The organism is Streptomyces sp. NPDC056373 (assembly GCF_042262425.1).
In the GTDB taxonomy this organism is placed as follows: Bacteria; Actinomycetota; Actinomycetes; order Streptomycetales; family Streptomycetaceae; genus Streptomyces.
The window spans coordinates 158,864-183,082 of the sequence record NZ_JBHJPX010000003.1 but is presented as its reverse complement, the minus strand read 5'-3'; the positions used below and the strand labels follow the sequence as shown (position 1 = coordinate 183,082).

29 protein-coding genes are annotated in these 24,219 nt (G+C 68.1%); 10 read left to right on the top strand and 19 right to left on the bottom strand.

The window, feature by feature from the left end; all coding sequences use genetic code 11:
- Positions 1-52 precede the first annotated feature (52 nt).
- Together ACFCXS_RS07670 and ACFCXS_RS07665 are read left to right on the top strand one after the other, a co-directional pair.
- Complete coding sequence (locus ACFCXS_RS07670) at positions 53-436, top strand: VOC family protein (RefSeq protein WP_376642137.1); 384 nt, start codon at positions 53-55, stop codon at positions 434-436.
- A 35-nt stretch (positions 437-471) separates the two neighbouring features.
- The gene (locus tag ACFCXS_RS07665) at positions 472-846 is read left to right on the top strand and encodes a hypothetical protein (RefSeq protein WP_376642136.1); all 375 of its coding nucleotides are present in this window, start codon (positions 472-474) and stop codon (positions 844-846) included.
- A 424-nt stretch (positions 847-1,270) separates the two neighbouring features.
- Here ACFCXS_RS07665 and ACFCXS_RS07660 read toward each other — a convergent pair whose 3' ends face one another.
- From ACFCXS_RS07660 to ACFCXS_RS07620, 9 genes are all read right to left on the bottom strand, one after another.
- Entirely contained in the window at positions 1,271-2,143 is an 873-nt protein-coding gene (locus tag ACFCXS_RS07660; RefSeq protein WP_376642135.1) for a hypothetical protein, read from the bottom strand.
- A complete protein-coding gene (locus ACFCXS_RS07655; protein ID WP_376642134.1) occupies positions 2,127-3,029 on the bottom strand; it encodes an aldo/keto reductase in 903 nt (300 codons plus the stop codon). Before ACFCXS_RS07655 ends, ACFCXS_RS07660 begins: the two co-directional genes overlap by 17 nt.
- On the bottom strand, positions 3,026-4,219 hold the full coding sequence (locus tag ACFCXS_RS07650) for a cupin domain-containing protein (RefSeq protein ID WP_376642133.1): 1,194 nt from the start codon (positions 4,217-4,219) through the stop codon (positions 3,026-3,028). The genes ACFCXS_RS07655 and ACFCXS_RS07650 overlap by 4 nt, the downstream gene beginning before the upstream one ends.
- 11 nt (positions 4,220-4,230) lie before the next feature.
- Positions 4,231-4,362 (bottom strand): hypothetical protein, encoded by a 132-nt coding sequence (locus ACFCXS_RS07645; protein WP_376642132.1) that lies wholly within the window; start codon positions 4,360-4,362, stop codon positions 4,231-4,233.
- Between the two features lie 96 nt (positions 4,363-4,458).
- Positions 4,459-5,304, bottom strand: coding sequence for a helix-turn-helix domain-containing protein (locus ACFCXS_RS07640; protein WP_376642131.1), 846 nt, complete (start codon positions 5,302-5,304; stop codon positions 4,459-4,461).
- A gap of 15 nt (positions 5,305-5,319) precedes the next feature.
- Positions 5,320-5,790 carry a DUF6879 family protein gene (locus ACFCXS_RS07635; protein ID WP_376642411.1) on the bottom strand — a complete coding sequence of 157 codons (471 nt, stop codon included), beginning with the start codon at positions 5,788-5,790 and terminating at the stop codon, positions 5,320-5,322.
- A 43-nt stretch (positions 5,791-5,833) separates the two neighbouring features.
- The gene (locus ACFCXS_RS07630; RefSeq protein WP_376642130.1) at positions 5,834-6,064 is read right to left on the bottom strand and encodes a hypothetical protein; all 231 of its coding nucleotides are present in this window, start codon (positions 6,062-6,064) and stop codon (positions 5,834-5,836) included.
- 89 nt (positions 6,065-6,153) lie between these two features.
- Positions 6,154-6,396 carry a DUF397 domain-containing protein gene (locus tag ACFCXS_RS07625; RefSeq protein ID WP_376642129.1) on the bottom strand — a complete coding sequence of 81 codons (243 nt, stop codon included), beginning with the start codon at positions 6,394-6,396 and terminating at the stop codon, positions 6,154-6,156.
- Positions 6,397-7,242 (bottom strand): helix-turn-helix domain-containing protein, encoded by an 846-nt coding sequence (locus ACFCXS_RS07620; protein WP_376642128.1) that lies wholly within the window; start codon positions 7,240-7,242, stop codon positions 6,397-6,399.
- Between the two features lie 214 nt (positions 7,243-7,456).
- Here ACFCXS_RS07620 and ACFCXS_RS07615 point away from each other — a divergent pair, with 214 nt between their 5' ends.
- On the top strand, positions 7,457-8,089 hold the full coding sequence (locus ACFCXS_RS07615) for an ATP-binding protein (RefSeq protein ID WP_376642127.1): 633 nt from the start codon (positions 7,457-7,459) through the stop codon (positions 8,087-8,089).
- Between the two features lie 142 nt (positions 8,090-8,231).
- On the opposite strand, the gene ACFCXS_RS07610 is transcribed toward ACFCXS_RS07615, so the two are convergent.
- Positions 8,232-8,696 carry a very short patch repair endonuclease gene (locus tag ACFCXS_RS07610; protein ID WP_376642126.1) on the bottom strand — a complete coding sequence of 155 codons (465 nt, stop codon included), beginning with the start codon at positions 8,694-8,696 and terminating at the stop codon, positions 8,232-8,234.
- 88 nt (positions 8,697-8,784) lie between these two features.
- On the opposite strand from ACFCXS_RS07610, the gene ACFCXS_RS07605 reads away from it, so the two are divergent.
- Positions 8,785-10,041 carry a DNA cytosine methyltransferase gene (locus ACFCXS_RS07605; RefSeq protein WP_376642125.1) on the top strand — a complete coding sequence of 419 codons (1,257 nt, stop codon included), beginning with the start codon at positions 8,785-8,787 and terminating at the stop codon, positions 10,039-10,041.
- A gap of 26 nt (positions 10,042-10,067) precedes the next feature.
- Here ACFCXS_RS07605 and ACFCXS_RS07600 read toward each other — a convergent pair whose 3' ends face one another.
- The 4 genes from ACFCXS_RS07600 to ACFCXS_RS07585 form a co-directional block, all read right to left on the bottom strand.
- Positions 10,068-10,931 (bottom strand): NgoMIV family type II restriction endonuclease, encoded by an 864-nt coding sequence (locus ACFCXS_RS07600; RefSeq protein ID WP_376642124.1) that lies wholly within the window; start codon positions 10,929-10,931, stop codon positions 10,068-10,070.
- An 11-nt stretch (positions 10,932-10,942) separates the two neighbouring features.
- A complete protein-coding gene (locus tag ACFCXS_RS07595) occupies positions 10,943-11,740 on the bottom strand; it encodes an HNH endonuclease (RefSeq protein ID WP_376642123.1) in 798 nt (265 codons plus the stop codon).
- 449 nt (positions 11,741-12,189) lie between these two features.
- Complete coding sequence (locus tag ACFCXS_RS07590; RefSeq protein ID WP_376642122.1) at positions 12,190-13,206, bottom strand: SEC-C metal-binding domain-containing protein; 1,017 nt, start codon at positions 13,204-13,206, stop codon at positions 12,190-12,192.
- A 146-nt stretch (positions 13,207-13,352) separates the two neighbouring features.
- Entirely contained in the window at positions 13,353-14,828 is a 1,476-nt protein-coding gene (locus tag ACFCXS_RS07585; protein ID WP_376642121.1) for a beta-1,6-galactanase, read from the bottom strand.
- A gap of 234 nt (positions 14,829-15,062) precedes the next feature.
- On the opposite strand from ACFCXS_RS07585, the gene ACFCXS_RS07580 reads away from it, so the two are divergent.
- The 3 genes from ACFCXS_RS07580 (at position 15,063) to ACFCXS_RS07570 (ending at position 17,179) form a co-directional block, all read left to right on the top strand.
- Entirely contained in the window at positions 15,063-15,398 is a 336-nt protein-coding gene (locus tag ACFCXS_RS07580; protein WP_376642120.1) for a DUF6412 domain-containing protein, read from the top strand.
- Between the two features lie 67 nt (positions 15,399-15,465).
- Entirely contained in the window at positions 15,466-16,176 is a 711-nt protein-coding gene (locus tag ACFCXS_RS07575) for a YidC/Oxa1 family membrane protein insertase (RefSeq protein WP_376642119.1), read from the top strand.
- 145 nt (positions 16,177-16,321) lie between these two features.
- Positions 16,322-17,179 (top strand): fumarylacetoacetate hydrolase family protein, encoded by an 858-nt coding sequence (locus tag ACFCXS_RS07570; RefSeq protein ID WP_376642118.1) that lies wholly within the window; start codon positions 16,322-16,324, stop codon positions 17,177-17,179.
- A gap of 121 nt (positions 17,180-17,300) precedes the next feature.
- Here ACFCXS_RS07570 and ACFCXS_RS07565 read toward each other — a convergent pair whose 3' ends face one another.
- From ACFCXS_RS07565 to ACFCXS_RS07545, 5 genes are all read right to left on the bottom strand, one after another.
- Positions 17,301-17,591 carry a hypothetical protein gene (locus tag ACFCXS_RS07565; protein WP_376642117.1) on the bottom strand — a complete coding sequence of 97 codons (291 nt, stop codon included), beginning with the start codon at positions 17,589-17,591 and terminating at the stop codon, positions 17,301-17,303.
- A 7-nt stretch (positions 17,592-17,598) separates the two neighbouring features.
- Positions 17,599-18,051 (bottom strand): hypothetical protein, encoded by a 453-nt coding sequence (locus tag ACFCXS_RS07560; RefSeq protein WP_376642116.1) that lies wholly within the window; start codon positions 18,049-18,051, stop codon positions 17,599-17,601.
- 217 nt (positions 18,052-18,268) lie between these two features.
- A complete protein-coding gene (locus tag ACFCXS_RS07555; protein ID WP_376642115.1) occupies positions 18,269-19,135 on the bottom strand; it encodes an LLM class F420-dependent oxidoreductase in 867 nt (288 codons plus the stop codon).
- 108 nt (positions 19,136-19,243) lie between these two features.
- Entirely contained in the window at positions 19,244-19,765 is a 522-nt protein-coding gene (locus tag ACFCXS_RS07550) for a heme-degrading domain-containing protein (protein WP_376642114.1), read from the bottom strand.
- Entirely contained in the window at positions 19,762-20,853 is a 1,092-nt protein-coding gene (locus ACFCXS_RS07545) for a Gfo/Idh/MocA family oxidoreductase (protein WP_376642113.1), read from the bottom strand. The genes ACFCXS_RS07550 and ACFCXS_RS07545 overlap by 4 nt, the downstream gene beginning before the upstream one ends.
- A 95-nt stretch (positions 20,854-20,948) precedes the next feature.
- On the opposite strand from ACFCXS_RS07545, the gene ACFCXS_RS07540 reads away from it, so the two are divergent.
- The 3 genes from ACFCXS_RS07540 to ACFCXS_RS07530 all read left to right on the top strand — a co-directional run bounded on the left by ACFCXS_RS07540 (position 20,949) and on the right by ACFCXS_RS07530 (position 24,172).
- Positions 20,949-22,214 (top strand): ROK family protein, encoded by a 1,266-nt coding sequence (locus ACFCXS_RS07540; RefSeq protein ID WP_376642410.1) that lies wholly within the window; start codon positions 20,949-20,951, stop codon positions 22,212-22,214.
- Positions 22,215-22,425: 211 nt separating this feature from the next.
- Positions 22,426-23,244 (top strand): LPXTG cell wall anchor domain-containing protein, encoded by an 819-nt coding sequence (locus ACFCXS_RS07535; protein WP_376642112.1) that lies wholly within the window; start codon positions 22,426-22,428, stop codon positions 23,242-23,244.
- Positions 23,245-23,392: 148 nt separating this feature from the next.
- Positions 23,393-24,172: an HAD-IIA family hydrolase gene (locus ACFCXS_RS07530; protein ID WP_376642111.1), complete on the top strand. Its 780-nt coding sequence runs from the start codon at positions 23,393-23,395 to the stop codon at positions 24,170-24,172.
- Positions 24,173-24,219: the final 47 nt, after the last annotated feature.

The following is a 24,219-nucleotide window of genomic DNA, read 5'->3' as shown; positions in this document are numbered from 1 at the left end:
GCCTCCCCTCCCATCCTGCGGAGCGACTCAACGCACTTACGGGAGAAGGCCGTTGACCCCGCTGAACCCCACCATTCGACACGTCACCTTCGACTGCACAGGCGAGCCTTACGAACTGGCCCGCTTCTGGGCGGAGTTCCTCGGCCACGCGATCTCCGGCATCGACAAGCCCGGGGACGACGAGGTCCTGGTCGAACTTCCGGACGGCGCGCCCGGCCTCCTCTTCGTCAGAGTCGAGGAGGCCAAGGCGACGAAGAATCGCATCCACTTCGACCTGGGCCCCACCGGCCGCACCCGCTCCGAGGAGGTCGAACGCGCAGTGTCCCTGGGCGCCCACGTCCTCACGGACCGCACCCTCCCGAACGGCCGGGGCTGGGTCGTGATGGCGGACCCGGAGGGCAACGAGTTCTGCATCGAGCGAGGGGAACTGGGCTGATGGAGGCGTGGCGGAGTTCGAACCAGGAAGCGGGAATGCCGATGGTCGAGGACGAACCAAGGGTGTACGAGATCCGCATCCACGGCTGCCCGAGCTCGGAGGAGGCTCTCGCCCTCCAGGACCCGGTCGAACACCTCCTGTGCCCGGACCCCGACCATGCTCCGCCGTGCGAGATCCCGTGGAGCTTCACCCTCGCCGGCGGGGACGACGGCGCCTCCACCACTCTTGTGCTGGGCGTGTACACGTCCGGCGGCCGGGCCGCGCGGGTGGCGGAGCGGGTGGGCACTCTCGTGGGCGAGGAACACCGGGTCGCCGTGAGCGAGGGCGGGGCCGAGGACTGGGAGGAGCTGGTGGAGCAGTATCGGTTCGAGAGGGGGCTGCGCACAGAGCGGGGCGGCCCCGAGCAGTAGAGGCCCGGACATGTTCGGCTGCTGCACGAGGCGTTGGCGTTGCTCCTTGCCGCACACCCTCACCGAGAACGTCTCCGGCCTGGACGACCTGCTGCACTGACCGCGTCCAGGCCACCCGCACAACGTGCTCCACAACCGCACCCGGCCGATGCGCTGCTTCTTGCTGCCCGGGCCCGCTACCTGCTACCCGCCACCCACTACCGCCGCTCGGCCACGGATCCGCACCCCCACCCACCGGCCACGCCGCCCCACCTCCGGGCCGCCCGGTCGGCAAAATCCCCGCGGTGGAGGGGCGGGTGTCAGGAGTGAAGCGAAGCGCAATCGGCGCGAGCCGACGCCCGAAGGGCGCTCTTGACACTCGCCCCGGAACCGCCAACCTCAGAACAACCGGGCGGCCTTGAGTACGTCCTGGCCAACGGGATGATCACGGACTCGTTTGCCGCACTGCACGGCCATTCGGCACATCCTCCAGCAGCTCGGCTGCCCGCTGCCGTAGGGCCTCCTCAAGCTCCAGATTGTCCCCCCGGCTGTTGGTCTGAAGCAGCTGAGTGATGACCACCAGCTCAGCGAAGCGGCCGGCCTGTGTGTCGAGGACGTCGCCGAGGTGATCACGGACCTGCCCACTGACTTCGGGAACGAGCAGGCTGTACGTGTGCAGCATGGCCGCATCGAAGCCCGCCGGTGCGATGCCCCAGCCCTCCCAGTCCAGGATCGTGAGTGTGGGACCGGTCAGGTTCGCCCAGTGCAGGTCGCCGTGGGCGGTCGACCAGGCAGGGACGGTCGTGTCGATCTCATGTCCCAGGAACTGCGGCATGGCCCGGTCGAGGTAGGCCTGCCGTACTGTGACCCGGTCTGTGGCTACGGCGGACACCGTTTCCAGTGCGGTCCTCAAGGCCACCCACCAAGCGTCGGGCAGGTCAGGGCGCTGGTGCAGGATCGGGCCGTCCGTGGTCACCGTCGGCTCGGCGACGAAATCGTACAGCTCCCCCAGGTAGCTGTCGGCGCTCTCGGTCCAGGCCAGTCGTCGGCGGAGGCACGGCCGAGGGACTGCTGACGGCACGCAGTCGTCCGCAGCCCGCGGTCCTTCCCAGAGTTTGCCGTTGGCTTTGTCCGTGCGAGCGTGGACCAGGCGCAGCCACGCGGGGCCGACCGGGGTGTCGACGCGGCCGCTCAATGTACGGCCCTGCCACCCCCACGACTTCGGGGCTGTGGCCATGGTCACGTTCAGCCGACCGCTCGCTTCCGCGAAGGCCGTCAGCATCCGCCGGGAGATTGCGCGTTCAGGTTCCGAGAACATCCACGACCCTTCTCAGACGGTCCGGTGACATCGCGGGGTGCTGTTCGACAGCTGCCACGGCTTGCGCCCAGTGTTGCGCGCTGTCCGTCGACAGCAGAATCCGGCCGACTCCGGGAGCGGAGGCCACGACCGCAAGACCAGCGGTCGCGCGGCAGCTCCCGGGGCGAATCAGCTCGGCCAGTTCCGGTGTGACCATGTCCCGGACTGTGCCGCCGTGTAGTGGGGCCGAGGCGAGTACATCAAGTCCGGCTGCTGCCGCGTCTACGAGCACGCCGACCCCGCCCAGGGCTTGGGCGATGGGCGCGAGATTGACGATCGACAACGGGAGTTGGACAGCCCGAAAGTGATGACCGCGGCCACCGGCCTTGATAGCCAGTTCCAGCAGCTGCGGCACATCGAACAAGCCAAGGGAGAAGCCGCTCCAGGTGGCGACGCCGTACGCGCGAATCCGGCCTTCCTGCGCTGCCTGCTCCAGAGCTCCGAAGCCCTCGTACAGACGCTGGATCTTCAGCTCGGCGGACATGCTGCCGTGCTCGGGGTTGTGCAGGAAGACCGTCTCGGGCTCACGGCCGAGAATGCGTTGGCTGCGGCTGACCTGCCAAGCGATGAAGCGAGGTGTCAGACAGTAGTTGTCCTCCGCCTCGGAAGCGGTGATCACGCCTGCTCGTAGCGCGCGGTCGCATGTGACAGTGCTAAGGAAGCCGACCTTGGTCGACACCTTCACACCAGGTGTGCCAGGAACCACCAGGGCCAGCTGCTGCTCCGCCTGGCCCTCGGCGTAGTTCGGGGCTGTGTCGATCCAGTCGGCGCCCGCACGGACGGCCATCGCCGCCGCCCCTGCGACATCGCGGCACCGGTAGGTGCCCAGCCCGAGCGTGGCCGTCACTCCGCAGCCCTCCTAACCCCCACGATCTGGCCGCTGACCAACTCGGATAAGACCTGTGCCGTCTCGGACACTGCGAGGCCGCCTGACTCGGCCAACTCGCCGAGCTTCTGAGGAAGGCCCGGTACCAGGCGCTCCAGCATCGGACGCACACGCCGCGCGAAAGTCCACTCCTCACCGCCCGCTGTCAGCCGCACATTCCCTTCGGGTGTTGCATCGAGTGCCGGTCGTGTGACCAGCAGCTGCACCCACAACTGCGGGTCTGGGGGTACGGCGCTGACGTACGGCAGCGACGGGGTCAGCCGTGCCTGTTCCGTGGCATCACGAGCGGCCAGAAACCGGGGGAGGAGGTCAGGGGACGTCAGCTCGGACATGACGAGCTTGGCCAGGTTCTCACTGAAGGCGGCCTGCTCGGTGGCGCTGCCGAACCGGGGCACGTCGGAGCGCACTACCTCATGGGTCCGCAGGCTGTCCGACAGCCAGGCGATGACATCGGCACCCGTCGAGGTCTGGAGCCCGCAGGTCAGGTGAAGTGACGCTTCTCCCGCTGAAGCGGACACGGCGTGCCACCAGCCCCGTGGCAGGTAGAGCACATCGCCCGAGTTTAGAACCAATTCGGCTACAGGAGAGGCCGGGGGGCTCTCCGGCGCCTCGACGTCCCGGTGCATCGGGGCAACGCGGGTCGGCCCGTAGAGCCGCCAGCACTTGGACCCGCTCAGTTGGATCACAACGACGTCGTGGTCATCCCAGTGGACGCCGAATCCCTCGGTGCTGGTCCAGGACGCGTACAGGTTGATCTGCACCGCTGTGCGCAGCCAGCGCTCCAGATCCCTCGCCACCCGGGCAGCGCCGGGGTGGAGTTCGTCCACGGCGTCCAGTACGAGGGTGGCGCCTTCAGCGAGCTGCTGATGCAGGTCGGCGGGCTGAAGACGCTGCCAAACCGTCCGCCGGCGGGTGACGGCCGGACTGCTGTACGTGAAGGTGGCGAGTGGCTGACCGTCCTTCGCAAGGCGCAGACGAGGAGCATCCAGCCGATGGTGCGTGAGGATGGCGTTGAGGTCGTCCCAGGAGAGCAGTGACGCCACGCGGTGGGAAGATCCCCGGCTGACGTGATAGCGCTGGCCGAACGTCTGGGCGAGGAAGTCGTCCCCGCCCAGACACTGGGCCACCGAGAAGGGCATCTCAGTGGTCATGGATATGGCCGTCAGTCGTTGGTGTCGCTGACACCGGTCGATCCGCCGTCGGACGGCTGCTCCGACCGGGCCCTGGCCGCCATCACCTTGCTGCGGGCGACGAGCAGGCCGTCGCTGGGCTGAGTTGACTGCTCCTGAACCATGAGGTGCTCCCATTGAGGTGATACGAGGACAACTGGGAATCACGCTAGGAACGGAAGAGAGCCTGCCTCTACGAACGTGCGCGAACTTGCACGCGGTCACCCGAGAGAGTTGATCGCCGCAGTGATCAGTGACCGCGCGGCAGCCCCGTAGACAGCCAACTCCGCCAGCTCGGCGAAGGCCTGCGCGTACATCGCGACCTCAGTGGGTTGCGTGATGGTCAGGTGCGCTGAGACGAGTTCCACGTTGACCTGCGTGTCGTCGTACATCGTGAAGGACTCGACGGGCCACCCCGCCCCACGCGGAACACCCAGCGGAATGATGCCCAGTGACACGGAAGGCAGCGAAGCCGCAGCGATCAGGTGGCCCAACTGACCTGCCACGACTTCCGCGTCGCCGATGAGAGTCCGCAGCACCCACTCTTCGACCAGCACCGCGAACCGGTGGTTTCCGGTGTGCAGAACTTGCTGCCGCTCCATGCGAACAGCCACAGCCGCGTCGATGTCGTCGGGTACGTCACGCAAGGCGGTGATCGTCCTCAGTACGGCCTCGGTGTATGCGGGGGTCTGGAGGAGACCGGGCACGACCCAGGACTGGTACATACGAAAACGCCGGGTGCGACGGAACAGAGGGGCGACCGACTCCTGTACCTGTTTGAGTCCGGCCCGCTCCATACGGCGCCACTCGACGTACATCCCCTCGACGGCACGCGCGGTGGCGATGAGATCCGCTGTCTGCTCCAGGGCTCCGCAGTGCAGTGTCCATGCCCGGATGTCCGCGTCCGATGGGGGTGTTCGTCCGTGCTCGATGCGGGAGCACTTGGACTCATGCCAGCCCGCGAGGCCCGCCAGCGCCCGCGCGGTGAGACCCGAGTCCTTCCGGATCTCACGCAGGCGCCGGCCGAGCGCTCGCCTGGCCTCGGCAACACTGGACGATGAGGGCAACGGATGAGGTCTCCGTCAGGCCTGACGGCGGGGCGGCTGGTAGTGCTCATGCGGCGTGCCCCGCTCCCACACCGCCTCGAACGCGGAGCCGCACAGCCTCACGGTTGCCGGGTCATCTGTGCACGTCTCGTCGTCTGGTGCCAGCTCGCCGTCTCCGCCGAAGTGGTGGAACACGATGATGCTTCCGTCCAGCAGCCAGAAGTCATTGCCGGGCAGGGCGAGATCCGATGCCCGGCGCCGCGGTAGCCACCGGACCTGCTCGCCCGCCGCGATATTGGCGGCGGTCACATGGTGCTCGAACTCGATGTAGTCGCTTACGGGTTCGGAGACGATGCGGGCACGGCGGACTTCGATACCCCTGCCCACCAGCTCGGAAGTCAGAGCGAGCCATGGCCGCAGGACTGGGTCGTTGTCCTCGGGTGCGTTGCGGACGCCCTGCTGCCATGCGACGAACCGGGGATCGGAGCGCATGTAACCATCGCGCATCTCCAAATGCACGGCCGAGCTGTTGCAGGCTCTCAGCCGTTGCTCAAGCGTCGGTTTCGCCGCCCCCACCGCTCACCTCCGGGAAGAACTGCATCATGCGCCTCGGGAACTCGATCACCGTCTCATGCCCGGGGATGTCCATCTGAGCCAGCCGTTCGGGGTCGGTGATCTTCCACCCCTGAAGAACGTAGTTGCCGGTCTGGTCATCCAGGTACACGGTGGGCGACTTCCCGTCGGGACTCTCCGGGTCCTGACCCAGCTTGATGAGTGCCATGTCTGCTCCTTTCGGACTGCTGTGTGTCCGATCTTTCGCCCAAGGGCGCCCCACGGCCAGGAACTTGCGCGAACTTGCGCGTAGAACGCTTACCGGGGGCTGGGGCCCTTGGCGTCGCCGCGCAGACTCAAGTCACCGTGGCAGACCGCATCCACGAAACGACGCCATGCGTAGGCCCCGGTTCGTGCGACGGGCCCATCAGGCCGCTTGGAGTCGCGTATGAGGGTGCCGTGTGGTCCGTAAGCGCACTCCAGGCACTCAGTCGCGTTGCCGCCGCTGTAAGACGACTTGAACCACCTGAGGTCGGGTGCGATCTGCGGGCCAAGAGACATTCAGAGCTCCTTGCGGGCGCGATGGATCAGGGCGGAGGAAGCCTCCATGTCCAACGCTTGTGCGCGCAGGTACTCGAACGCAAGCCGGTATCGCTCCAGTTCGGCTTCCTTCTCCAGGAAGAGCGAACCTGTGTGGAAGTCGACGTACACCACGTCGAGGGCCGGTTCAGGGCCGCCGATGATGACGAAGCTCCCGAGCGCTGCGGCGTGCGCTCCCTTGGAGAATGGCAGCACCTGGAGGGTGACGTGAGGGGACTCGTTCGCTTCGAGAAGCCGGTCGAGTTGCTCCTTCATCACCGCCGGCGACCCGACGACGCGGCGGACCACTGATTCATCAAGGATTGCCCACAGGTGCAACGGCTTCGGGCGGGACAGGAGGTCCTGCCGCTTCATGCGGATGTCGACCAGCCGCGCGATCTCCTCCGGCTCCAGCGGCACTTCATTGGCCTCCTGAAGCGCCACGCTGTAAGCACGCGTTTGCAGGAGCCCTGGAACGTAGACGCAGCAGAAGTGGTTCTCGCGAACGGCGTCGTCCTCAAGCGTGAGCAGCAGGTTCATGCTCTCGGGAATGGAGTCGGCGAAGGAGTTCCACCAGCCCTGCTCCTTGGCGTTCTTGGCGAGATTGACGACGGCTCGCCTCTCGGCGTCCGTTGCGTCGTACTCACGGCAGAGGGCGTCGATGACGAGCCACTTGACCGGACCGGCCGTGGTCTCGTACCGGCTGACGGTGGCCTTCGACACGCCGACGAGACTTCCGGCCTCCTCAAGTGTCAGGCCCTTACGTGAGCGCAACTTGCGCATGGTGGCGCCCAGTTGGCGGCGTCGTGTCGTTCTCCGTTCGGGCATGCGGCTCCTTCACCATGTGCCGGGCTTCAGCCCGCGGGACGCCCATCAGGCTAGGTAGCCGTGAACCGGGCTCACTACCGGATTCACTCGATCGATTCTCATGAGAAGTTACACAGTGAGATTTCTCTGTGCCATGCTCGTTCTCGGTCGCTACGCAACGCAGTCGTACGGATACGACCCGGCGCGTTGGGTGGCCTGGGAGGGAGGAGTGGTCATGCCTGGCCAGGAAGTCACGGAGTCCCGGCTCCGTTGTGTTCTGCCCTTTGAAGCGGTGCCGATGGAGGTGCCTCTGCTGCGAAGAGCAGCCGCGCAGCAGCTCGACCGGTGGGGCGTACTAACCGCTTCTGACGAGGCCGAGCTGCTCGTTACGGAGCTGGCCACCAATGTCGTCAAGCACGTGGGCGAAGGGGCGTTAGCGACCTTGATCCTCGAGAGAAAGGGGGAGCGGCTACGCCTCGAAGTCCACGACATGAGCCCCGTCGTGCCCACCATCAGGGCAGCGGAATGCGGTGAGGAATGCGGCCGTGGCCTGCATTTGCTCGCGGCGATGGCGGTGGACTGGGGCACCGTTCTGACGGCAGCGGGTAAGGCGGTTTGGTGCGAGCTTGCACTGAGTGACGGGCGTAGTTGCCGACGGGTCGACCGAGCGGTGGAGGCACTCGAGAAGTACAAGAGAGCCGGGCGTGAGCCCGGTCAGCGAGGTCGAATCGGTGATGTGCTCCTTGTCGAGTCTGCGGTGGAACTGATCGCTGATCTGCTTCACTGGACCGCTGCTCGAGGTCACGACCCGGACGACATTCTCGATCGTGCTCAGATGCACTACGAGGCTGACTCGGAGGCTGCTTGACGGGCTTATTCCCCGGAGGCGTTGCACTTCCTCGGAACTGGGATGCTCAAGCAGCTCCTGGATGCGCAGGTCTGCGACTGCCGCTGAGACAAGAGCGCGGGGTGTGGATGTGTCCCTTCGCCGCAGGAGTGAGGCAAATCCATCATTCAGCGCGTATAGCTTGATTAGCAGGGGGAGTGGCTTCGAGAGTAGCGATGATGCGCGCTGCGGCCTCGTCCGGTGCCTCGTGCTCCCAGACACGGACGACTGTCCACCCTGCGGCTGCGAGTGCAGCATCGGCGGCCCGGTCTCGCGCAACATTGCGCTCGAGCTTCGGTCCCCAGTACCCGCCATTGACGCCAGGCTGTCGTCCGTGCTCGGGGCAGCAATGCCAGAAACAGCCATCTACGAAGACAGCTACACGCGCACGGGTAAAAACGATGTCCGGCCGTGGGCGCGCACCCTCAAGTTGCAGACGAAGATCAACGCGATACCGCTTCCCCGCGGCATGGAGCAGCGACCGGATGGTCCGCTCAGGCTTCGTGTCCCGCCGCTTGATCGCAGCCATGTTCCGCGAACGGCCGGGCGTAGGCGGTGTCGGCGTTGCGGGGTCTGTGCTGGAGGTCATCGCCTACACCGTAGCCCTACTGTCAGACCCACAGTGTTTGATGGGCGAGGATGGTAGACCTGTGCAAGACAGACATGGAGGTAGGAGCGTGGCTGATCTGTCCGCGGTGGAGATCTGCGCGGGCGCTGGGGGCCAGTCGCTCGGCCTTGAGCTGGCAGGTTTCGACCACGCCGTCGCCGTCGAGCTCGACGAGAACGCCGTCAACACCCTTCGCGAGAACCGTGACTGGAATGTGGTGCACGGTGACGTCGCGGATGAGGACCTCTGGAAACCGGGCAATTACGCCGGTATCGATCTCCTTGCCGGAGGTGTGCCGTGTCCTCCGTTCTCGATCGCCGGCAAGCAACTCGGTGCAACCGACGAGCGTGACCTCTTTGCCTGGGCCGTTGAACTGGCTGGCAAGATGAAGCCCCGGGCTCTCCTTCTTGAGAACGTTCGGGGCCTCTCAATGCCTCGCTTCTCGGCCTACCGGCAGCATGTGAAAGACCGACTGAGGGACCTCGGATACTGGTCCGACTGGAAACTTCTGCATGCAAATGACTACGGCGTTCCGCAGCTGCGGCCTCGATTTGTCCTCGTTGCCATGCGTCATGAAGATGCGCAATGGTTCGAGTGGCCCGAAGAAAAGCCCACAACGGACACCGTGGGAACGGCTCTACAGGACTTGATGGCAGACGGCGGCTGGCTGGGTGCCGAGGCTTGGGTCAAGAAGGCCAATGATATCGCTCCCACCATTGTTGGCGGCTCCAAAAAGCACGGCGGCGCGGATCTTGGGCCAACTCGCGCGAAAGCGGCCTGGCGCAACCTCAGCGTAGATGCGATGGGGGTGGCTGATGCGCCGCCGGATTCGAAGACGCCTGTGGACTTCGTGCCGAAACTTACGACCGAGATGGTGGCGCGTATCCAAGGGTGGGGGAAGGAGTCTGAATATGAGTGGGAGTTCACCGGTCGCAAGACGACGAAGTACCGGCAAATCGGCAATGCATTTCCGCCCCCGGTCGCGAGGGCGATCGGTAACTCGATCGCCAATGCACTGAATCGCAAGGGTGAACCTAAGGAACTGGCTGAAGTAGAGCATGAAGTCATGCACGACGCGCTCTACCTGGCCCTGAAGAGCGCTTCAACCGCACTGACGGAAAAGGAACTGGTTAAGCTCGCCGGCGAGAAGATGGACTCGCTGGCCTTTGAGCGCCGGATGGCTACCCTTGCGCGGGATTTTGTGATCGACGAGGATGATCAGCTGGGAGGGCGTGCGTACCGCCTCGCGGGCTTCAAGGGGTTCACGGGTCAACAAGACCACGAGCGGCACGCACGTTTTGCTGAGTTGCGATCCCGGATCAGCTAGCTCTTCATATCCGCAGTGCCCTGTCGCTAGATCGCTAGGTCGAGCGGCAGGTCACTGATGTCGCGGAGGCGCTTTCCGCTGACCAAGGTATTGAGCATACTGATTGCTTCGTCGTTCTCCGTTTCGTGGACCCCGCTGATCAGTTCCGGAAGAGCGAAGTGATACACGGTGTCGATATCGCCGGTACCCAGGGCCAGAGAGGCAAGCCGAGACGGGGACGGTTCGCCGGTGACAACAGCGATGTGCGGAGTGCGTCCCTTCCGATTCCGGATTACATTGAGAGCCTCTGAACGTGCATTCTGGGCACGGTCGCTGCGAAGGGTCCACTTACATGAAACTATCGCATGGACGATGGGCCGCTCCTGATTGATTGTCCTGATAACTGCGTATCGACCCGATTTCGAATCCACCAGATCATGGTCGCGGTTGATGATGTCGTCCGGCTCGGGCCTTCGGAGGATTAGGATGTCAGGGCTGATCTCGTACGAGTTACCCAGTACAGACGCTAGGTTCCGGTCGTTTGCGATTGCGCTTGCGAGGTCAGCCAGATGCGTGTAGGGCTCATACTTGGAAATTTGATACTCTGCGCGGGACCCGCCAACGTTCTCGATGCTCCAGTCACCCGGGCGGAGAGACTGGAAGAGCGGAAAGGTCTCTGAAAGGAACCCTTCAACAGCCTCTTCGAACTGTTTCCCCGCTTTTTGTCCGTCAAGTTTCTTAGGGATGGTTTCGGCGGAGAGCTCTTTCGCGATGCTCAGAGCGGCGCCTACGCTGGTCCTTTGGCTCTTGTCAGCATTGGAGGCAATTCCCTCGGGTGACAAGGCAAGCGTATGCTTCTCGATAAGGTCATTGTGGAAGTTCCTCCTGGCTGCCGTAAGTATCGCCGTCACGGGAAGTGCTCCTAACTAGAGCCACCTGTACTGGTTTTCAAGTAGCTTATGAGATCCTCTTGCTCCTTGTGTGTGAGGATCCGAGCTAGATCGTAGACGCGATCCAGCTCCGAACGAGTGCGTTCCGCTCGCTGTAGCCAGCTGAGGAGCGTTTGCTTGTTCACGCGGTTCAGGCGCCTGACCTGTGCTAGTACTTCGTCGTATTGCTGGGGGTCGGGAACCTCGTCTCTGACGGGCTCGTTGCACCGCGCGCACTCGGTTCGCCAGTTGTCGATGTCGTCAGCCGCCCCACGGCTCCTCAAGCGTTCCTGTGGCACTCGGTGCCCAATGGTCAGCCGGGCTTTGCTGTCTGGTTCACCTGGGTAGGGCTCCCGGGCCCCAGTCCCACAGACAACGCAGCGTCCCCCGTCGCGCTCTATGACATCGCGCCGCACGCGAGCAGATGGTGCGAACCGCTTGTGGGCCTGGCGATCCTCGTCGAGCCAGTACCGCGCCCCCTTCTCCTGGAGCCGGTACTCGTCCGAACTCAATGAGCCATCATCCTTATACGACGGGATGATCCATCCCACCGAGCGCAAGGTACGGAGACGGCGATTGAGATGCTCGGACTTGCCGACGATGTCTGAGCCGAGCGCGTCGCGGAGCTCATTCATCGTGAAGATGTCGCCTATTTCCTTATTGAACCAGAGCCACGCCGCTAGGCGCCGTTCCTGGCCAAACGTCTTATTACGTGTGCCTGGCTGGATTGTGAGCTCCCACCATGGCGTCCCGTCTGGGGCTATCGGTCCATCGTTTGCGCTAACGTCCATACGCTGGAGTATGGCCGGCTGAGTGGATCACCACCCAGGAGCTAGCTGGCAATGTCGGGGATCAACTGCCGTCGCTGGAGCGACAGTAGTTCTGAGCCCTTGCACGGTATTGCGAACGGGACTTTCTCGCCGAGGTGTTAGTGGGTTCGAGGGCCGCCCGCTTCCTGGTCAGTGTCGTGCCTCCGCACCCCGCCTCAAGGGCGCTTCACTCCGCTGCGCTGCGTTCCGCGTCGGCTGCGCCGATGGCCCTGCGGGCCACCCTTGACCCGGGCCGCTCCGGCACGGGAGAGAAGCGAGCGGGCGGCCCGGGGAAGCGGGGGCCAGGGTGGGGAGCGCCGCCGTGTGCTGGGGGGTGCCCGGCGTGACGGGCGCGTCAGCGGTTCCGCGCACGCCGGGTCGGCTTGGCGGCGCCTTGCCGGTGGTCCCTCTTGATCAAGGGCAGCGGGCTCTCAGGCGCCGCCCCCGTGGCACTCGCCATACGTCCGCCCTGACCCACACCAGCACCCCGCCCCCTGCTGCGGCGGCCAAGCCACTGCACGGCCCCGTGCCGCCAGCGTCGTCGCGTACTGCGGCAGCAGCGTCGCGTCCGTCGGGGAGGAGAGTTCCGATGCCGCGAAGGCCTCGTAGGACGGGACCGTGCCTGTGACGATGCCCAGGTTCGGGGTGCCGGAGGAGGACAGTTCGCGCAGGGCCGTCTCTATGGTCGAGAGGTGTTCCTCGTGGGTCGGGTACTCCGATGCGAGCGCCGGATACGCCTCCAGGAGTTCCGTGAGCTCGTTCGCCGGCCAGTGCAGGATCGCCACCGGGAAGGGGCGGGAGAGGGCCTCCCGGTACGCGCCCAGTTCCGCTCGGAGGCGGAGGATCTCCGCCTCCAGTTCCGCCGGGTTCTCCGAGCCCAGGGACCACACGCGCTTGGGGTCGTGGAGTTCGTCCAGGGTGATCGGGAGGGAGTGGACCGAGTCCGCCAGGGCGTCCCACTCGTCGTGGGAGCGGCCCAGCATGCGGCGGACCCGGTGGCGGCCGAAGAGGAGGGGGTGGGTCGGCTGCGGGGGCTCCTCGACGTCCGTCAGGAGGCGGTGCACGGCCTCCGTGAACGTCTCGTGGGCCGCTTCCAACTCGTCGTGGTTCTCCAGGGACTCCGCGACGATCACCCAGGGGGCCGGGTCCTTGGGGGACGCTGCCCGGACACCCTCGATGATCGCGCGGGCCTCGGCCTCGTGGCCGTACTCCCAGAGGTTCGAGGCCTTGAGTGCCCGTACCAGGTGGGGGTTCTCCAGGCCGTCGGGGGAGGACAGCAGGCGGTCGTAGAGGGTGGTCGCGGTGGGGCGGTCGCCGGAGAGCTCCAGGTGGGCCGCCGCCCGCAGCAGCAGGGCCTCGGCGTCCTCGGGATACAGGCCGGCGGTCCGCTCCAGGCGTGCCGCCTCGGCGGTGTGGTCGACGTTTTCGGCAGGCGTGTCGGGGCGCATGGGGGACACCGTACTGCCGGGAGGTGACGAGCGTGAGAGATGCGCAGGCCAGACCACTCGGCCACCCCACTTCCCCTCGCTCGCCACCCGGGCTTCACGCTTCGTTCCGAACCGCCGCCGACGGATCACGGCGGGCCGTGGCCGGACTACTGCGTCACGTTGTCTATTTGGAGGGTTTGGACCGCCTTCGCCGAGAATGGGACGCTTACCGATTTGCCGTTCAGGCGGATGTCCGAGCGTGTCGTGTAGAGGTCGCCGCCGCCCGTCGTGACCGTGTTCCAGCGCGGGACCAGGCCTCCGGAACCGCCCGTCACCGTCGAGAAGCGGGAGAGGTCGAAGGTGAGGGTCTGCGCGGAGGCGGAGGTGTTCACCGCGACGATCACCAGGCGGCGGGCCGTCGCGTCGTACGCCGCCACCGCGTAGTCCACGCCCGTGTCCAGGATCGTCATGCCGGGGCGGATGTGGCGGCTGAACTGGGCCATCACGTAGTGCTTGGTCTGGACGGTGGTCGGCTGGAGGGTGCCGGCGTCGTAGGCGATCATCGCCCAGCCCGTCGACGGGTCCATGACCTGCCAGTAGCACCAGGCCGTCGGGTGCAGCCAGCGGAAGTCGAGGCAGAGGTTGGAGGCCATCGTCAGGCCCGTGCCGTCGCTGTCGCCCGTCTCGGAGTTCCACAGCTTCTTGCGGGAGGTGGTCACGACGTCCGTGTAGAGGAGGTCGCGGCGGCCGCCCGAGCCCTGGTAGCCGTGCACGTTGACCTGGGATACCAGGGCCTTCGTCGACGTACCGAAGGATCCCCAGGTCGAGCGGGCCGTGTCGTAGTTCGTCTCGTCCGAGGCCGCTATGCGCAGTCCCGTGAGGCCGCGCTTGTCCAGCTCGCTTCGCATGTAGGGGAGTACGGCCGCCTGGACCGCCGGGTCCATGTGGCAGCCCTCCTGGGTGCCGGTCGCGGTCCACCAGGTGGAGGCCGGCTCGTTGAAGGGGTCGACCGTCGCGAAGTTCACGCCCCAGTTGTTCTTCGCGTACAGGGCCGTCGCCGCCAAGTGGCTCGCGTGCTGGCGGTAGTTCCAGGTCTGGAGGTTGTTGCCGCCGCCCGACGCGCCCGAGGGGTTGTGGTTGGAGCACATCCACCACATCGGGGAGTTGGCGAACAGCTCGGTGATCGCGCCCCGCTGGGTCGCCTTCACCAGCATCGCGCGCTGGTTGGCGTCCGCCGTCCACTTCCACGCCGAGGAGGTGGGGTCCTCGTTGTTCCAGTCCTGCCAGAAGCCCTCGATCTGCTTGAAGGCGGGGATGTTGGGCGACTTCACCATCGTCTCGCCGCCGACGCTGTTGGAGCTGCAGGCGCCGAGGTTGTAGCGGGCGATGTTGAGGCCCAGGCCGGGGAGGGAACGGCCGTTGTACGTGACGGACTTGGTGGTGAAGAACAGGTCGGCGAAGTCGTCCCGGGCGCCGAAGACGTTGGCCCACCAGGCGAGGGAGGTGCCCCAGCCCTCCCAGGTGCCGTACGTCGTCGACGGGTTGACGGCGATCGTGGCGTCCGCGTGCGCGGTGCCCGTCGCCAGGGCGCTGCCGAGGAACGTTCCGCCTGCTGCGGCCAGCAGACTTCTGCGTCGGATCACGGCTCCTCCGTAAGGGAGTTGGGGGCGGACGCCGGTCCCCGGCCCGGCGTCACAGGGGTGTCCCCGTGGTTGGTGACGAGAAGCATCGGGTGTGGCGTGTGGGTTGTCGATAGTTCTGACGAACCTTCTTCAAACCCGTTTACGAAGTCGCCGGTCCGCTCCCGGTCCGCTGCGGAGGGTGATCCTGTATAACGAACGACAGGGCATACACGCGTACGAGGGGAGGGGCGGCCGATGAACCGGAGCTGGGCGACGCTGCGTCCCGCCCTCGCGCTGCTCTTCCTGCTCGTCGAGGTGGCGCTGCTCGACACCGGCAGCCTCTCCGCCACCGTCGCCCTCGCCGCCACCGCCGCGGCCTCGGCAGCCCTCGCACTCTGCACCGTCGTCGCCTCGCGCTGCGCGCCCGCCGTGCCGCGCACCCGGGTGCGTACGGCCATCCGCGACCGGGACCGGCGTACGGCCTTCCTCCCACAACGCGATCCCGACGCCCGGGGACGCACCCGGCCCCGGGCACCCGGTCACGCCCTCCGGGCGACCGTCGCGCAGGGGCACCTCCTCACTTCGAAGTGACCCCGCGCGGGTCGTCATGCCGCCATGACCCACTTCCGGCACGACGAGACCCCCGGAGGGCTCACCCATGTCCGTCTTCGCCAGCCTGGTCGAGCACCTTGCCGACCTGCTCCAGCCGCTGTTCGGCGCCTCGGCCGCCGCCGCGGCGATCGTCCTGTTCACCGCGCTCGTACGCCTCCTCGTCCACCCCCTGTCCCGGGCCGCCGCACGCGGCCAGAAAGCCCGCACCGCACTCCAGCCGAAGATCGCCGAGCTGCGGAGGAAGCACGGCAAGAACCCCGAGAGGCTCCAGAAGGCAGTGCTGGAGCTGCACGCCGAGGAGAAGGTGTCACCGCTGGCCGGCTGCCTGCCGGGGATGCTCCAGATCCCCGCGTTCTTCCTGCTCTACCACCTGTTCTCCAGCGGCACGATCGGCGGCGAGACCAACGCGCTCCTCGGCCACCAGCTGTTCGCCGCGCCGCTCGGGGAGCGGTGGACGGACGCGCTCGACGGCGGTCTTCTCAGCGGTGCGGGGCTGGTCTACGCCGTGCTGTTCGTGGTCGTCGGGTGCGTCGCAGCGTTCAGCTACCGGCTCGGCAAGCGCGTGGCGGCCGCGAACCCGGCCGCCCCGGCCGATGGCGGGGAGCAGCTGCCCGGGCTGGCGGCGGTGAGCCGGGTGATGCCGTTCATGTCGTTCTTCACGCTGGTCACCGTGGCGGTCGTGCCGCTGGCCGCCGCGCTGTACGTCGTCACCAGCACGACGTGGAGCGCCGTCGAGCGGGCCGTGCTGTACCGGTGATCCGGCGGGCCCGGTCCAGTACGTGAACGGGGTATTGCGGAGCGCACCGCGGGCTTGGAGGATCGACCAGTCCTCCGATGGCTCCGCCCCGCCGCATCCGGGTCGCGCGCATCGGTCGGGCGCACGCGATCGAGGGAGACTGATCATGAAGCTGCTGCGAGTCGGTACGGCCGGGGCGGAGCGGCCCGCGCTGCTCGACGCCGACGGGGCCCTGCGCGACCTGTCGGGCGTCGTGGCGGACATCGACGGTGCGCTGCTCGCCGACGAGGAGGCGCTCGGCCGGGTCCGGGCCGCCGCCGACGCCGGTGACCTGCCCGTACTGGACGCCACCGGGCTGCGGGTCGGGCCGCCGCTGGGGCGGATCGGCAAGATCGTCTGCATCGGGCTGAACTACCACGACCACGCGCGCGAGACCGGCGCCGAGCCGCCCGCCGAGCCGGTCCTCTTCATGAAGGCGCCGGACACCGTGGTCGGGCCGTACGACACCGTCCTCGTGCCGCGCCGGTCCCTCAAGACCGACTGGGAGGTCGAACTGGCCGTCGTCATCGGGCGTACGGCCAGGTACCTGGAGTCCGTGGAGGATGCCCTCGCGCATGTCGCCGGGTACGCCGTGGCGCACGACGTGTCCGAGCGGGAGTTCCAGATCGAGCGCGGCGGGACCTGGGACAAGGGCAAGAACTGCGAGACGTTCAACCCGCTCGGGCCGTGGCTGGTGACGGCGGACGAGGTGCCGGACCCGCAGAGTCTGGCCCTCAAGCTGTGGGTCAACGGGGAGTTGAAGCAGGACGGGACGACTGCCGAGCAGATCTTCCCGGTCGGGGAGGTCGTGCGCTACCTCAGCCGGTTCATGACGCTGTACCCGGGCGATGTGATCAACACCGGGACGCCTGCGGGGGTGGCGCTGGGGGCGCCCGAGCCGAAGCCGTTCCTGCGGGCCGGGGATGTCGTGGAGCTGGAGATCGAGGGACTCGGGCGGCAGCGGCAGGAGTTCAAGGACGCCTGAGAGGCGGGGTGGGGCAAGCTGACTCGGGCAGCGTTCTGCCTCTCCCCTTGCGCAACGAGGGCCTTCACCGTGTGAGGTGAAGGCCCTCGTTGCGTGGCGGTCACGTCAGAGAGCGGACCGCTCAGGAAGGTCGCCGGTCCAACTCCTCGACGAGCGCCGAAGAGAAGATCGTGCCCGCCAGCCAGGCGTCCTTGTCGGGGCCCTGTGCCGGAATGATCAGGCGGCGGCGAACCCACGGCTCCCGCAGGCCCGGCAACTCCACCGCAGCTTCCGCCCAGACGCCTTCCTCGTCTTCCGCGAACGACAGACCGTTGAGAGCGGCGGAGTGCTCGGAAAGGGCTGCCCTCAGACCCTCGACGACTTCCGCACGGAATTCTTCGAGGTACGCCTCGTGGTCTGGAATCTTAGCCATAGGTTTTCTAGCACCCGCAGTTGTAGTAGTACGCGGTGATGATGCCGACGGGCCGGTGGTCGTGCGATCGTGAGTCGACTCGTTCGGTGAACACGACCTTCATCGCACTGGCGTTGACATTCCGGAAGGTGTGACTTTGAAGGTTGCAAGTAATCTTACTGCCGGCAGTCTTGCATTTTCCGCGGTCCAAGGTCTTGTCGATGTCCTGCTTCATATTCGACCAGCTGGAGATCTGCCCGCTGTGACCGGACTCGATGTGTCGCTTCCCGAACCCGTCGATGCCGGCCGCGTCCTTCTGCCCGACGCGGAGGGGTACGTCCTCCCCGTCAGGGCCGATGTGTGTGGAGTAGACGTGCCAGTCGATGGGGTTGGGATTGGCCGCCGCCTGTGCGGGTGAGGCCGCGGCTCCGAACAGACACAGCGCGATGACCGAGACCGTGACCGATGCGCGACGTCGCATGAGTGAACGCAAAGCTCCCCCTGAATTGTCTTTTCTGCCGTCGAGGTCGGACGAGGCAGAAGGTCAGGGTCAACGCTTTCTTTGGTTCCGCAGGAGAGTCAACGACGTTCATCAGGTGTCCATGTAACCGGCACGTTTTCGGCGTGGGTGGTCGGCCTCGACTCGTTTTCGGGTCAAGACTTTGTCAAGTGCTGCTGTCAGTGCGTCGGGGGCGCCCTCAGGCCAGCAGGGCGGCCAGGTCGCGCCACGCCTTCCTGGGAAGGGCGTCTCGCGGCTCGTCGTTCACGATCTGGAGGGCCAGGTGGTCCGCGCCCGCCTCGAAGAACGTGTCGATCTTGGCGCGGATCGCCGTCTCGTCGCCCCAGGCGAACAGCGCGTCGACCAGGCGGTCGCTGCCGCCGTCCAACAGGTCGTCCTCGGTGAAGCCGTGCCGGAGGAAGTTGTTGGTGTAGTTCGGCAGCGGCAGGTAGATGCCGAGGAACTCGCGGGCCAGGGCGCGGGCGCGAACCGGGTCCGACTCCGGGACGACGCCCAGCTCGGGGGCGAGCAGGGGGCCTTCGCCGAGGATCTCGCGGGCGTGCGCGGTGTGCTCGGGGGTGACCAGGTACGGGATCGAGCCCGCCGCCCGGTCACCGGCCAGCCGCAGCGACTTCGGGCCCAGGGCGGCCAGCAGCCGGCGGTCCTCCGGCACCCCGGCGGCGTCCAGGCCGTCGAGGTGGGAGACCAGGGCCGAGTAGGGGCGGGCGTACTGCTCCACCCGCTTGGCGTGACTCACGCCGAGGCCCAGCAGGAAACGCCCGGGGCGGGACGACTCCAGGTCCGCGAAGGCCGCAGCGGACGCGTCCGGCTCGTGCTGCCAGATGCTCTGGATGCTGGTGCCGACCTTGATCTTCGAGGTCGCCTCGATGAGGGGGACGGCGTTGGCGGCGGAGCTGTTGCCGCCCAGCCAGAGGGCGTCGTAGCCGAGCTCCTCCAGTTCGGCGGCGGCCTCGGCGAGTTCACCGCGGCGGTCCGGGTCCTCCGAGCGCAGGCCTACGCTCCAGATGCCGTAACGGCCGAGGGTCTCCTTCAGGGAGGTGGTCATCGGTGGGGGTCCCTCCGGTTGGGGCGCCGTGCTTGATCACGCGTACACGGGTGCCAACCGGAGGGAGTCTCCGCTCATTCCGTGGGGGCGGCGTCGGCTGCCACGGCCCTAGCGGTCCAGGAACCGCTCCAGCGCCTCCACCACCATCCGGTGATCGTCGAGCTGCGGCAGTCCGGAGACCGTCACCGCGCCGATCACGCCCACGCCCTCGACGGTGATCGGGAAGGAGCCGCCGTGCGCCGCGTAGGTGTCGGGGTCCAGCCGGGAGGACTCCTCGAACGTGCTGCCCTTGGCGCGGAAGCGGGCGCCGACCAGATAGGAGGCGCAGCCGTAGCGTTCGACGACCCGGCGCTTGCGGGCGATCCAGGCGTCGTTGTCCGGCGTGGAGCCGGGCAGCGCCGCGTGGAAGAGCTGCTGGCCGGAGCGGTGGATGTCGATCGCGACCGGGGCCTGCCGCTCCCGGGCCGTCTCGACGAGGAGCGAGCCGAGCGCCCAGGCGTCGTCGTTCGTGAACTGCCGGAACACCAGGACGCGTTCCTGCTTCTCCAGCTCTTCCAGGCTCGGGGTGAGTTCCGGGTGGAACTTCGGGGTGAGCCCCTGGCTGTGCGAGGGGTTGCTCTTGTGGGTCACAGGGTCACCGTCACCTTCTCGAGGGCCGAACGACGAGCGGCCTGAAGGACGTCCAGGGCGGCGGCCGCCTCTCGCGCGGTCACCGGGTTCGGGGCGCCCTCCAGCAGGGCCCTCGCCACGCTCGCATAGTAAGCGGGGTAGTCGCCCGGGAGGGTGGGTTCGACGCGTCCGCCGCCGGTGACCGGGGACTCGCCGGAGCCCACGCGGCCCCACAGCGACTCGGGCTCCACACCCCAGCCGGGGCCGGGGCGCCGGCCGTCCCGGAGCGCCGCCTCCTGAGGGTCCAGGCCGTACTTGACGTAACCGGCGGTGGAGCCCAGGACGCGGAAGCGGGGGCCGAGTTGGGCGGTCGTCGCGGAGACGTGGAGGTGGGAGCGGACGCCGCTGGTGTGCGTGACCGCGATGAAGGTGTCGTCGTCGGTCTCGGCGCCCGGGCGGCGGACGTCCGCCTCCGCGTACACGGAGGCCGCCGGGCCGAACAGGACCAGCGCCTGGTCGACGACGTGACTGCCGAGGTCGTAGAGCAGACCTCCGATCTCTGCGGGGTCGCCGGACTCCCGCCAGCCGCCCTTGGGCTTCGGGCGCCAGCGCTCGAACCGCGACTCGAACCGCCACACCTCACCCAACTCGCCCTCGTCCAGCAGCTTGCGCAGGGTGAGGAAGTCGTTGTCCCAGCGGCGGTTCTGGAAGACGGAGAGGAGCAGTGCGCGTTCCTCGGCGAGGGCGGCGAGTTCGCGGGCCTCGGCCGCCGTGCCGGCGACGGGCTTGTCGACCACGACCGGCAGGCCTGCCTCCAGGGCGGTCCTCGCGAGCGGCACGTGCGTCTTGTTCGGGGACGCGATGACGACCAGGTCCAGCTCGATGGCCCGGTCGAACAGCTCGTCCGGTGCGGCGGCGAGACGGACGTCCGGGAACTCGGCGCGGGCCTGCTGCTGCCGTTCCGGGTTCGAGGTGACCACCGTGTCGAGGGTGAGCCCCTCGGTGGCGGCGATCAGCGGGGCGTGGAAGACGGAGCCGGCGAGGCCGTAGCCGACGAGGCCGACGCGGAGGGGCGAGCCGGGGGCTGTGCCGAGGGGTGTGCCAGTCATGCCACCCACTTTCGCAACGCTGTTGCCAAAGTGCAAGCGCCGGGGACAATGGGGGCGTGGACAGGGCGGACGACCGTACGGGCGGAGTGGACGGCATGCGCGGGTCGGGAACGGCGGGAGCCGCGGAGGCGGCCGGTTCGGCCCGGGCGGGGGCTGCGGGAGCAGCGGGAGCAGCCGGTTCGGCCCGGGCGGGAGCAGCCGGTGCGGCCCGGGGCGGGGGCGGCGGGGTGAACCTGCTCTCCCTGCGCAGCCACAACGCCGCGCTGGTGCTCGACCTGCTGCGGACCGCCGGGGGCGAGGGCATCAGCCGGCTCGAACTCGCCGAGCGGACCGGGCTCACCCCGCAGGCCGTCAGCAAGATCACGGCCCGGCTGCGGGAGGACGGGCTCGTGGCGGAGGCCGGGCGCCGGGCGTCGACCGGGGGCAAGCCGCGCACGGTGCTGCGGCTGGTGCCGGAGGCCGGGCACGCGGTCGGGGTCCATCTGGACCGGGACGAGGTGCGGGTCGTGCGCGTGGACCTGCGCGGGACCGTGGTGGGGGAGCGGCGGGCCGCGCTGGATCTGGGGGCGGGGTCGGAGGCCGTACTGGCCGCGGTGCGGGAGGCGGTGGCGGGGGTGCTGCCGGCCGGGCCCGACCCGCTCTCCCGGCACGGGCTCTCCGCGCTCGACCCGCTCTCCCGGCACGGGCTCTCCGCGCTCGACCCGTCCCTGCTCGGGGTCGGTGTCGCGTTGCCCGGGCCGCTCGATCACGGCCGGGGGGTGCTGCATCGGGTGACCGGGTTCCCCGAGTGGGACGGTTTCCCGTTGCGTGAGGCGCTGGCCGAGCGGCTCGGGGTGCCGGTCGTCGTCGACAAGGACACCAACGCGGCGGCGCTGCGTCTCGCCGCAGGCGGCGAGCGCGGTTCCTTCGCCTACCTGCACCTCGGCACGGGGCTGGGGGCCGGGCTGGTCATCGGCGGCAGTGTGCACCGGGGGGCCAGGACCGGGGCCGGGGAGTTCGGCCACCAGGTGATCCAGCTCGACGGCCCGCCCTGCACCTGCGGGGACCGGGGCTGCGTCGAGGCCCTGTGCCTCGGTGCCGTGGCGCGCGGCGACCTGGACGAGGCGGCGCGGGTGCTGGGGGCCGGCGCGGCGAACCTCGTCGGGCTGCTCGACATCGACGTCGTCCTGCTCGGCGGCCGTACGGTGACGGCGGCGCCGGAGGCCTTCGTGGGCGGGGTCGGCGCGGTGCTGGCGGACCGGGCCCGGCGAACGGGCCAGGACGCCGTGCCCGTACGCGTCACGGCCGGGGGAGAGGGTGCCGTGGCGGTGGGGGCGGCTCAACTGGTGCTGGGGCCGGTGTTCGGGCGGGGAGGAGGCTGAGCGGAGAAGGGCCCGGTCCTCGCGCTCAGCCGTTGCGGCTCCGGCAAGCCCCGTTGCGACGTCACGGCCCGGGAACGCCGAGCCGGCGTCCCATCGCAGCGGGCCGTTCCGCCCGGAGTGTGCGCCGACCGGGCGGATCCGCGCCGCCGTTCGGGGCCGGTTCGCGGCGTCGTCGTCTCGCGCGCCACTCCGCTCGGAATGTCACATCATCATGCGACTCTGCACGCCCGCTCACTTCTGCCTGGCGGCGGCAGCGGCGGCTGCCGTCCTGCTGCCCGGTGCGCATCCGGCACTGGCGGACGCCCCGGCGCCCGCCTGTGCCGCGCCCGACGACCACACCTTCCCGCTCACCACCCGCATCCACGGCGGCCCCGGCTCCTACACGGCCGGTGGCGGGTTCGGGACCTTCTCGGTCGACCTGACCAACACGACGGACCGGACCTGCGCCGAGATCCACCCCGTCGTCGTGCTCGTCGACGGCAAGCGGGCCCTGGAGCCGTCCCAGCCCCGCCTCGAATTCTTCGAGGGGGCGCGCGCCCACCCCGTGCGGTTCGAGAAGACCGGCGAGGACGAACTCGTGGGGGCGTTCGCCGACGAGCGGGACGGCTTCGCCGGGTTCACCGTCGGACCGGGCGAGACCGTCACCGTGCAGGTGCGGCTCTCGCTCACCTCGGACGCCGTGCCCAACGAGGTCACGGCCAACGCCGCGGTCGTGCAGCGGCACGACGACGACGGAGACTGGGTCGGGCAGTCGAACGACTACCGGTTCCGGATCGCCGACAGCGAGTCGGGCACCGGCACCGACGCGGACCCGGACACCGACGCGGACCCGGACACGGGTACGGAATCCCGCCCCGACTCCGAGTCCTCCGTCCCGCCCCGCGAGGACCGGTTCCCCTTCGCCGAGGAACTGGCCAGGACCGGCACCGGCACCCGGGTCGCCGCGGCCACCGCGGTCCTGCTGCTCACCGGCGGCGCTGCTCTGCTCGTGGTACGCCGCCGCCGCTCGGACTCCTCGGAAGGGCCCTAGGTGTATCGAGCCGCGGCGTCGTGCCCCCGACGGACGGATGGCCGGCCGTCCCGCCAGTCGGGACGCCGTACACGGACCGTTCCGCAAGATCCCGCCACTGTCTAGGCTGGGTCGCACGCTGGACCGCGTACGGCAGGAGATCCCGCACATGGCAGACCGCAAGCCCATCGAGTCGTGGCTCACCGACATGGACGGTGTGCTCATCCACGAGGGCGTTCCGATCCCCGGCGCCGACGCCTTCCTGAAGAAGCTCCGCGAGTCCGGGAAGCCCTTCCTGGTCCTCACCAACAACTCGATGTACACCCCGCGCGACCTGCACGCCCGGCTGCGCCGCATGGGCCTGGAGGTGCCGATCGAGAGCATCTGGACCTCGGCGCTGGCCACCGCCCAGTTCCTGGACGACCAGCGACCGGGCGGGTCGGCGTACGTCATCGGCGAGGCCGGGCTGACCACCGCGCTGCACGACATCGGCTACATCCTGACCGACCACGAGCCGGACTACGTCGTCCTCGGCGAGACCCGTACGTACTCCTTCGAGGCCATGACGAAGGCGGTGCGGCTCATCCTCGGCGGTGCCCGCTTCATCTGCACCAACCCCGACGAGACCGGCCCCTCCACCGAGGGCCCGCTGCCCGCGACCGGCGCGGTGGCCGCGCTGATCACCCAGGCGACCGGCAAGAAGCCGTACTTCGCGGGCAAGCCGAACCCGCTGATGATGCGGACCGGGCTGAACGCCATCGGGGCGCACTCCGAGACCAGCGCGATGATCGGCGACCGTATGGACACCGACGTGCTGGCCGGCATGGAGGCCGGGATGCAGACGTTCCTGGTGCTCACCGGCCTGACCCGGCCCGAGCAGGTCGAGGACTTCCCGTACCGGCCCTCGCAGGTCGTGGACTCGATCGCGAACCTCGTCGACCGGGTCTGACCTCGGGCCCCGCGGCGGGCGGGGCTCAAACCCCCGGTCACCCGTAC

Coding starts and splice junctions, on each gene's coding strand:
- ACFCXS_RS07545 (WP_376642113.1), bottom strand. CDS start 20,853: ATGACTGGCACACCCCTCGGCACAGCCCCCGGCTCGCCCCTCCGCGTC.
- ACFCXS_RS07650 (WP_376642133.1), bottom strand. CDS start 4,219: ATGACCACTGAGATGCCCTTCTCGGTGGCCCAGTGTCTGGGCGGGGAC.
- ACFCXS_RS07570 (WP_376642118.1), top strand. CDS start 16,322: ATGAAGCTGCTGCGAGTCGGTACGGCCGGGGCGGAGCGGCCCGCGCTG.
- ACFCXS_RS07590 (WP_376642122.1), bottom strand. CDS start 13,206: ATGCGCCCCGACACGCCTGCCGAAAACGTCGACCACACCGCCGAGGCG.
- ACFCXS_RS07625 (WP_376642129.1), bottom strand. CDS start 6,396: ATGTCTCTTGGCCCGCAGATCGCACCCGACCTCAGGTGGTTCAAGTCG.
- ACFCXS_RS07630 (WP_376642130.1), bottom strand. CDS start 6,064: ATGGCACTCATCAAGCTGGGTCAGGACCCGGAGAGTCCCGACGGGAAG.
- ACFCXS_RS07535 (WP_376642112.1), top strand. CDS start 22,426: ATGCGACTCTGCACGCCCGCTCACTTCTGCCTGGCGGCGGCAGCGGCG.
- ACFCXS_RS07645 (WP_376642132.1), bottom strand. CDS start 4,362: ATGGTTCAGGAGCAGTCAACTCAGCCCAGCGACGGCCTGCTCGTCGCC.
- ACFCXS_RS07615 (WP_376642127.1), top strand. CDS start 7,457: ATGCCTGGCCAGGAAGTCACGGAGTCCCGGCTCCGTTGTGTTCTGCCC.
- ACFCXS_RS07660 (WP_376642135.1), bottom strand. CDS start 2,143: ATGTTCTCGGAACCTGAACGCGCAATCTCCCGGCGGATGCTGACGGCC.
- ACFCXS_RS07560 (WP_376642116.1), bottom strand. CDS start 18,051: ATGCGACGTCGCGCATCGGTCACGGTCTCGGTCATCGCGCTGTGTCTG.
- ACFCXS_RS07580 (WP_376642120.1), top strand. CDS start 15,063: ATGAACCGGAGCTGGGCGACGCTGCGTCCCGCCCTCGCGCTGCTCTTC.
- ACFCXS_RS07575 (WP_376642119.1), top strand. CDS start 15,466: ATGTCCGTCTTCGCCAGCCTGGTCGAGCACCTTGCCGACCTGCTCCAG.
- ACFCXS_RS07620 (WP_376642128.1), bottom strand. CDS start 7,242: ATGCCCGAACGGAGAACGACACGACGCCGCCAACTGGGCGCCACCATG.
- ACFCXS_RS07540 (WP_376642410.1), top strand. CDS start 20,949: ATGCGCGGGTCGGGAACGGCGGGAGCCGCGGAGGCGGCCGGTTCGGCC.
- ACFCXS_RS07565 (WP_376642117.1), bottom strand. CDS start 17,591: ATGGCTAAGATTCCAGACCACGAGGCGTACCTCGAAGAATTCCGTGCG.
- ACFCXS_RS07610 (WP_376642126.1), bottom strand. CDS start 8,696: ATGACCTCCAGCACAGACCCCGCAACGCCGACACCGCCTACGCCCGGC.
- ACFCXS_RS07530 (WP_376642111.1), top strand. CDS start 23,393: ATGGCAGACCGCAAGCCCATCGAGTCGTGGCTCACCGACATGGACGGT.
- ACFCXS_RS07635 (WP_376642411.1), bottom strand. CDS start 5,790: ATGCGCGATGGTTACATGCGCTCCGATCCCCGGTTCGTCGCATGGCAG.
- ACFCXS_RS07665 (WP_376642136.1), top strand. CDS start 472: ATGCCGATGGTCGAGGACGAACCAAGGGTGTACGAGATCCGCATCCAC.
- ACFCXS_RS07595 (WP_376642123.1), bottom strand. CDS start 11,740: ATGGACGTTAGCGCAAACGATGGACCGATAGCCCCAGACGGGACGCCA.
- ACFCXS_RS07555 (WP_376642115.1), bottom strand. CDS start 19,135: ATGACCACCTCCCTGAAGGAGACCCTCGGCCGTTACGGCATCTGGAGC.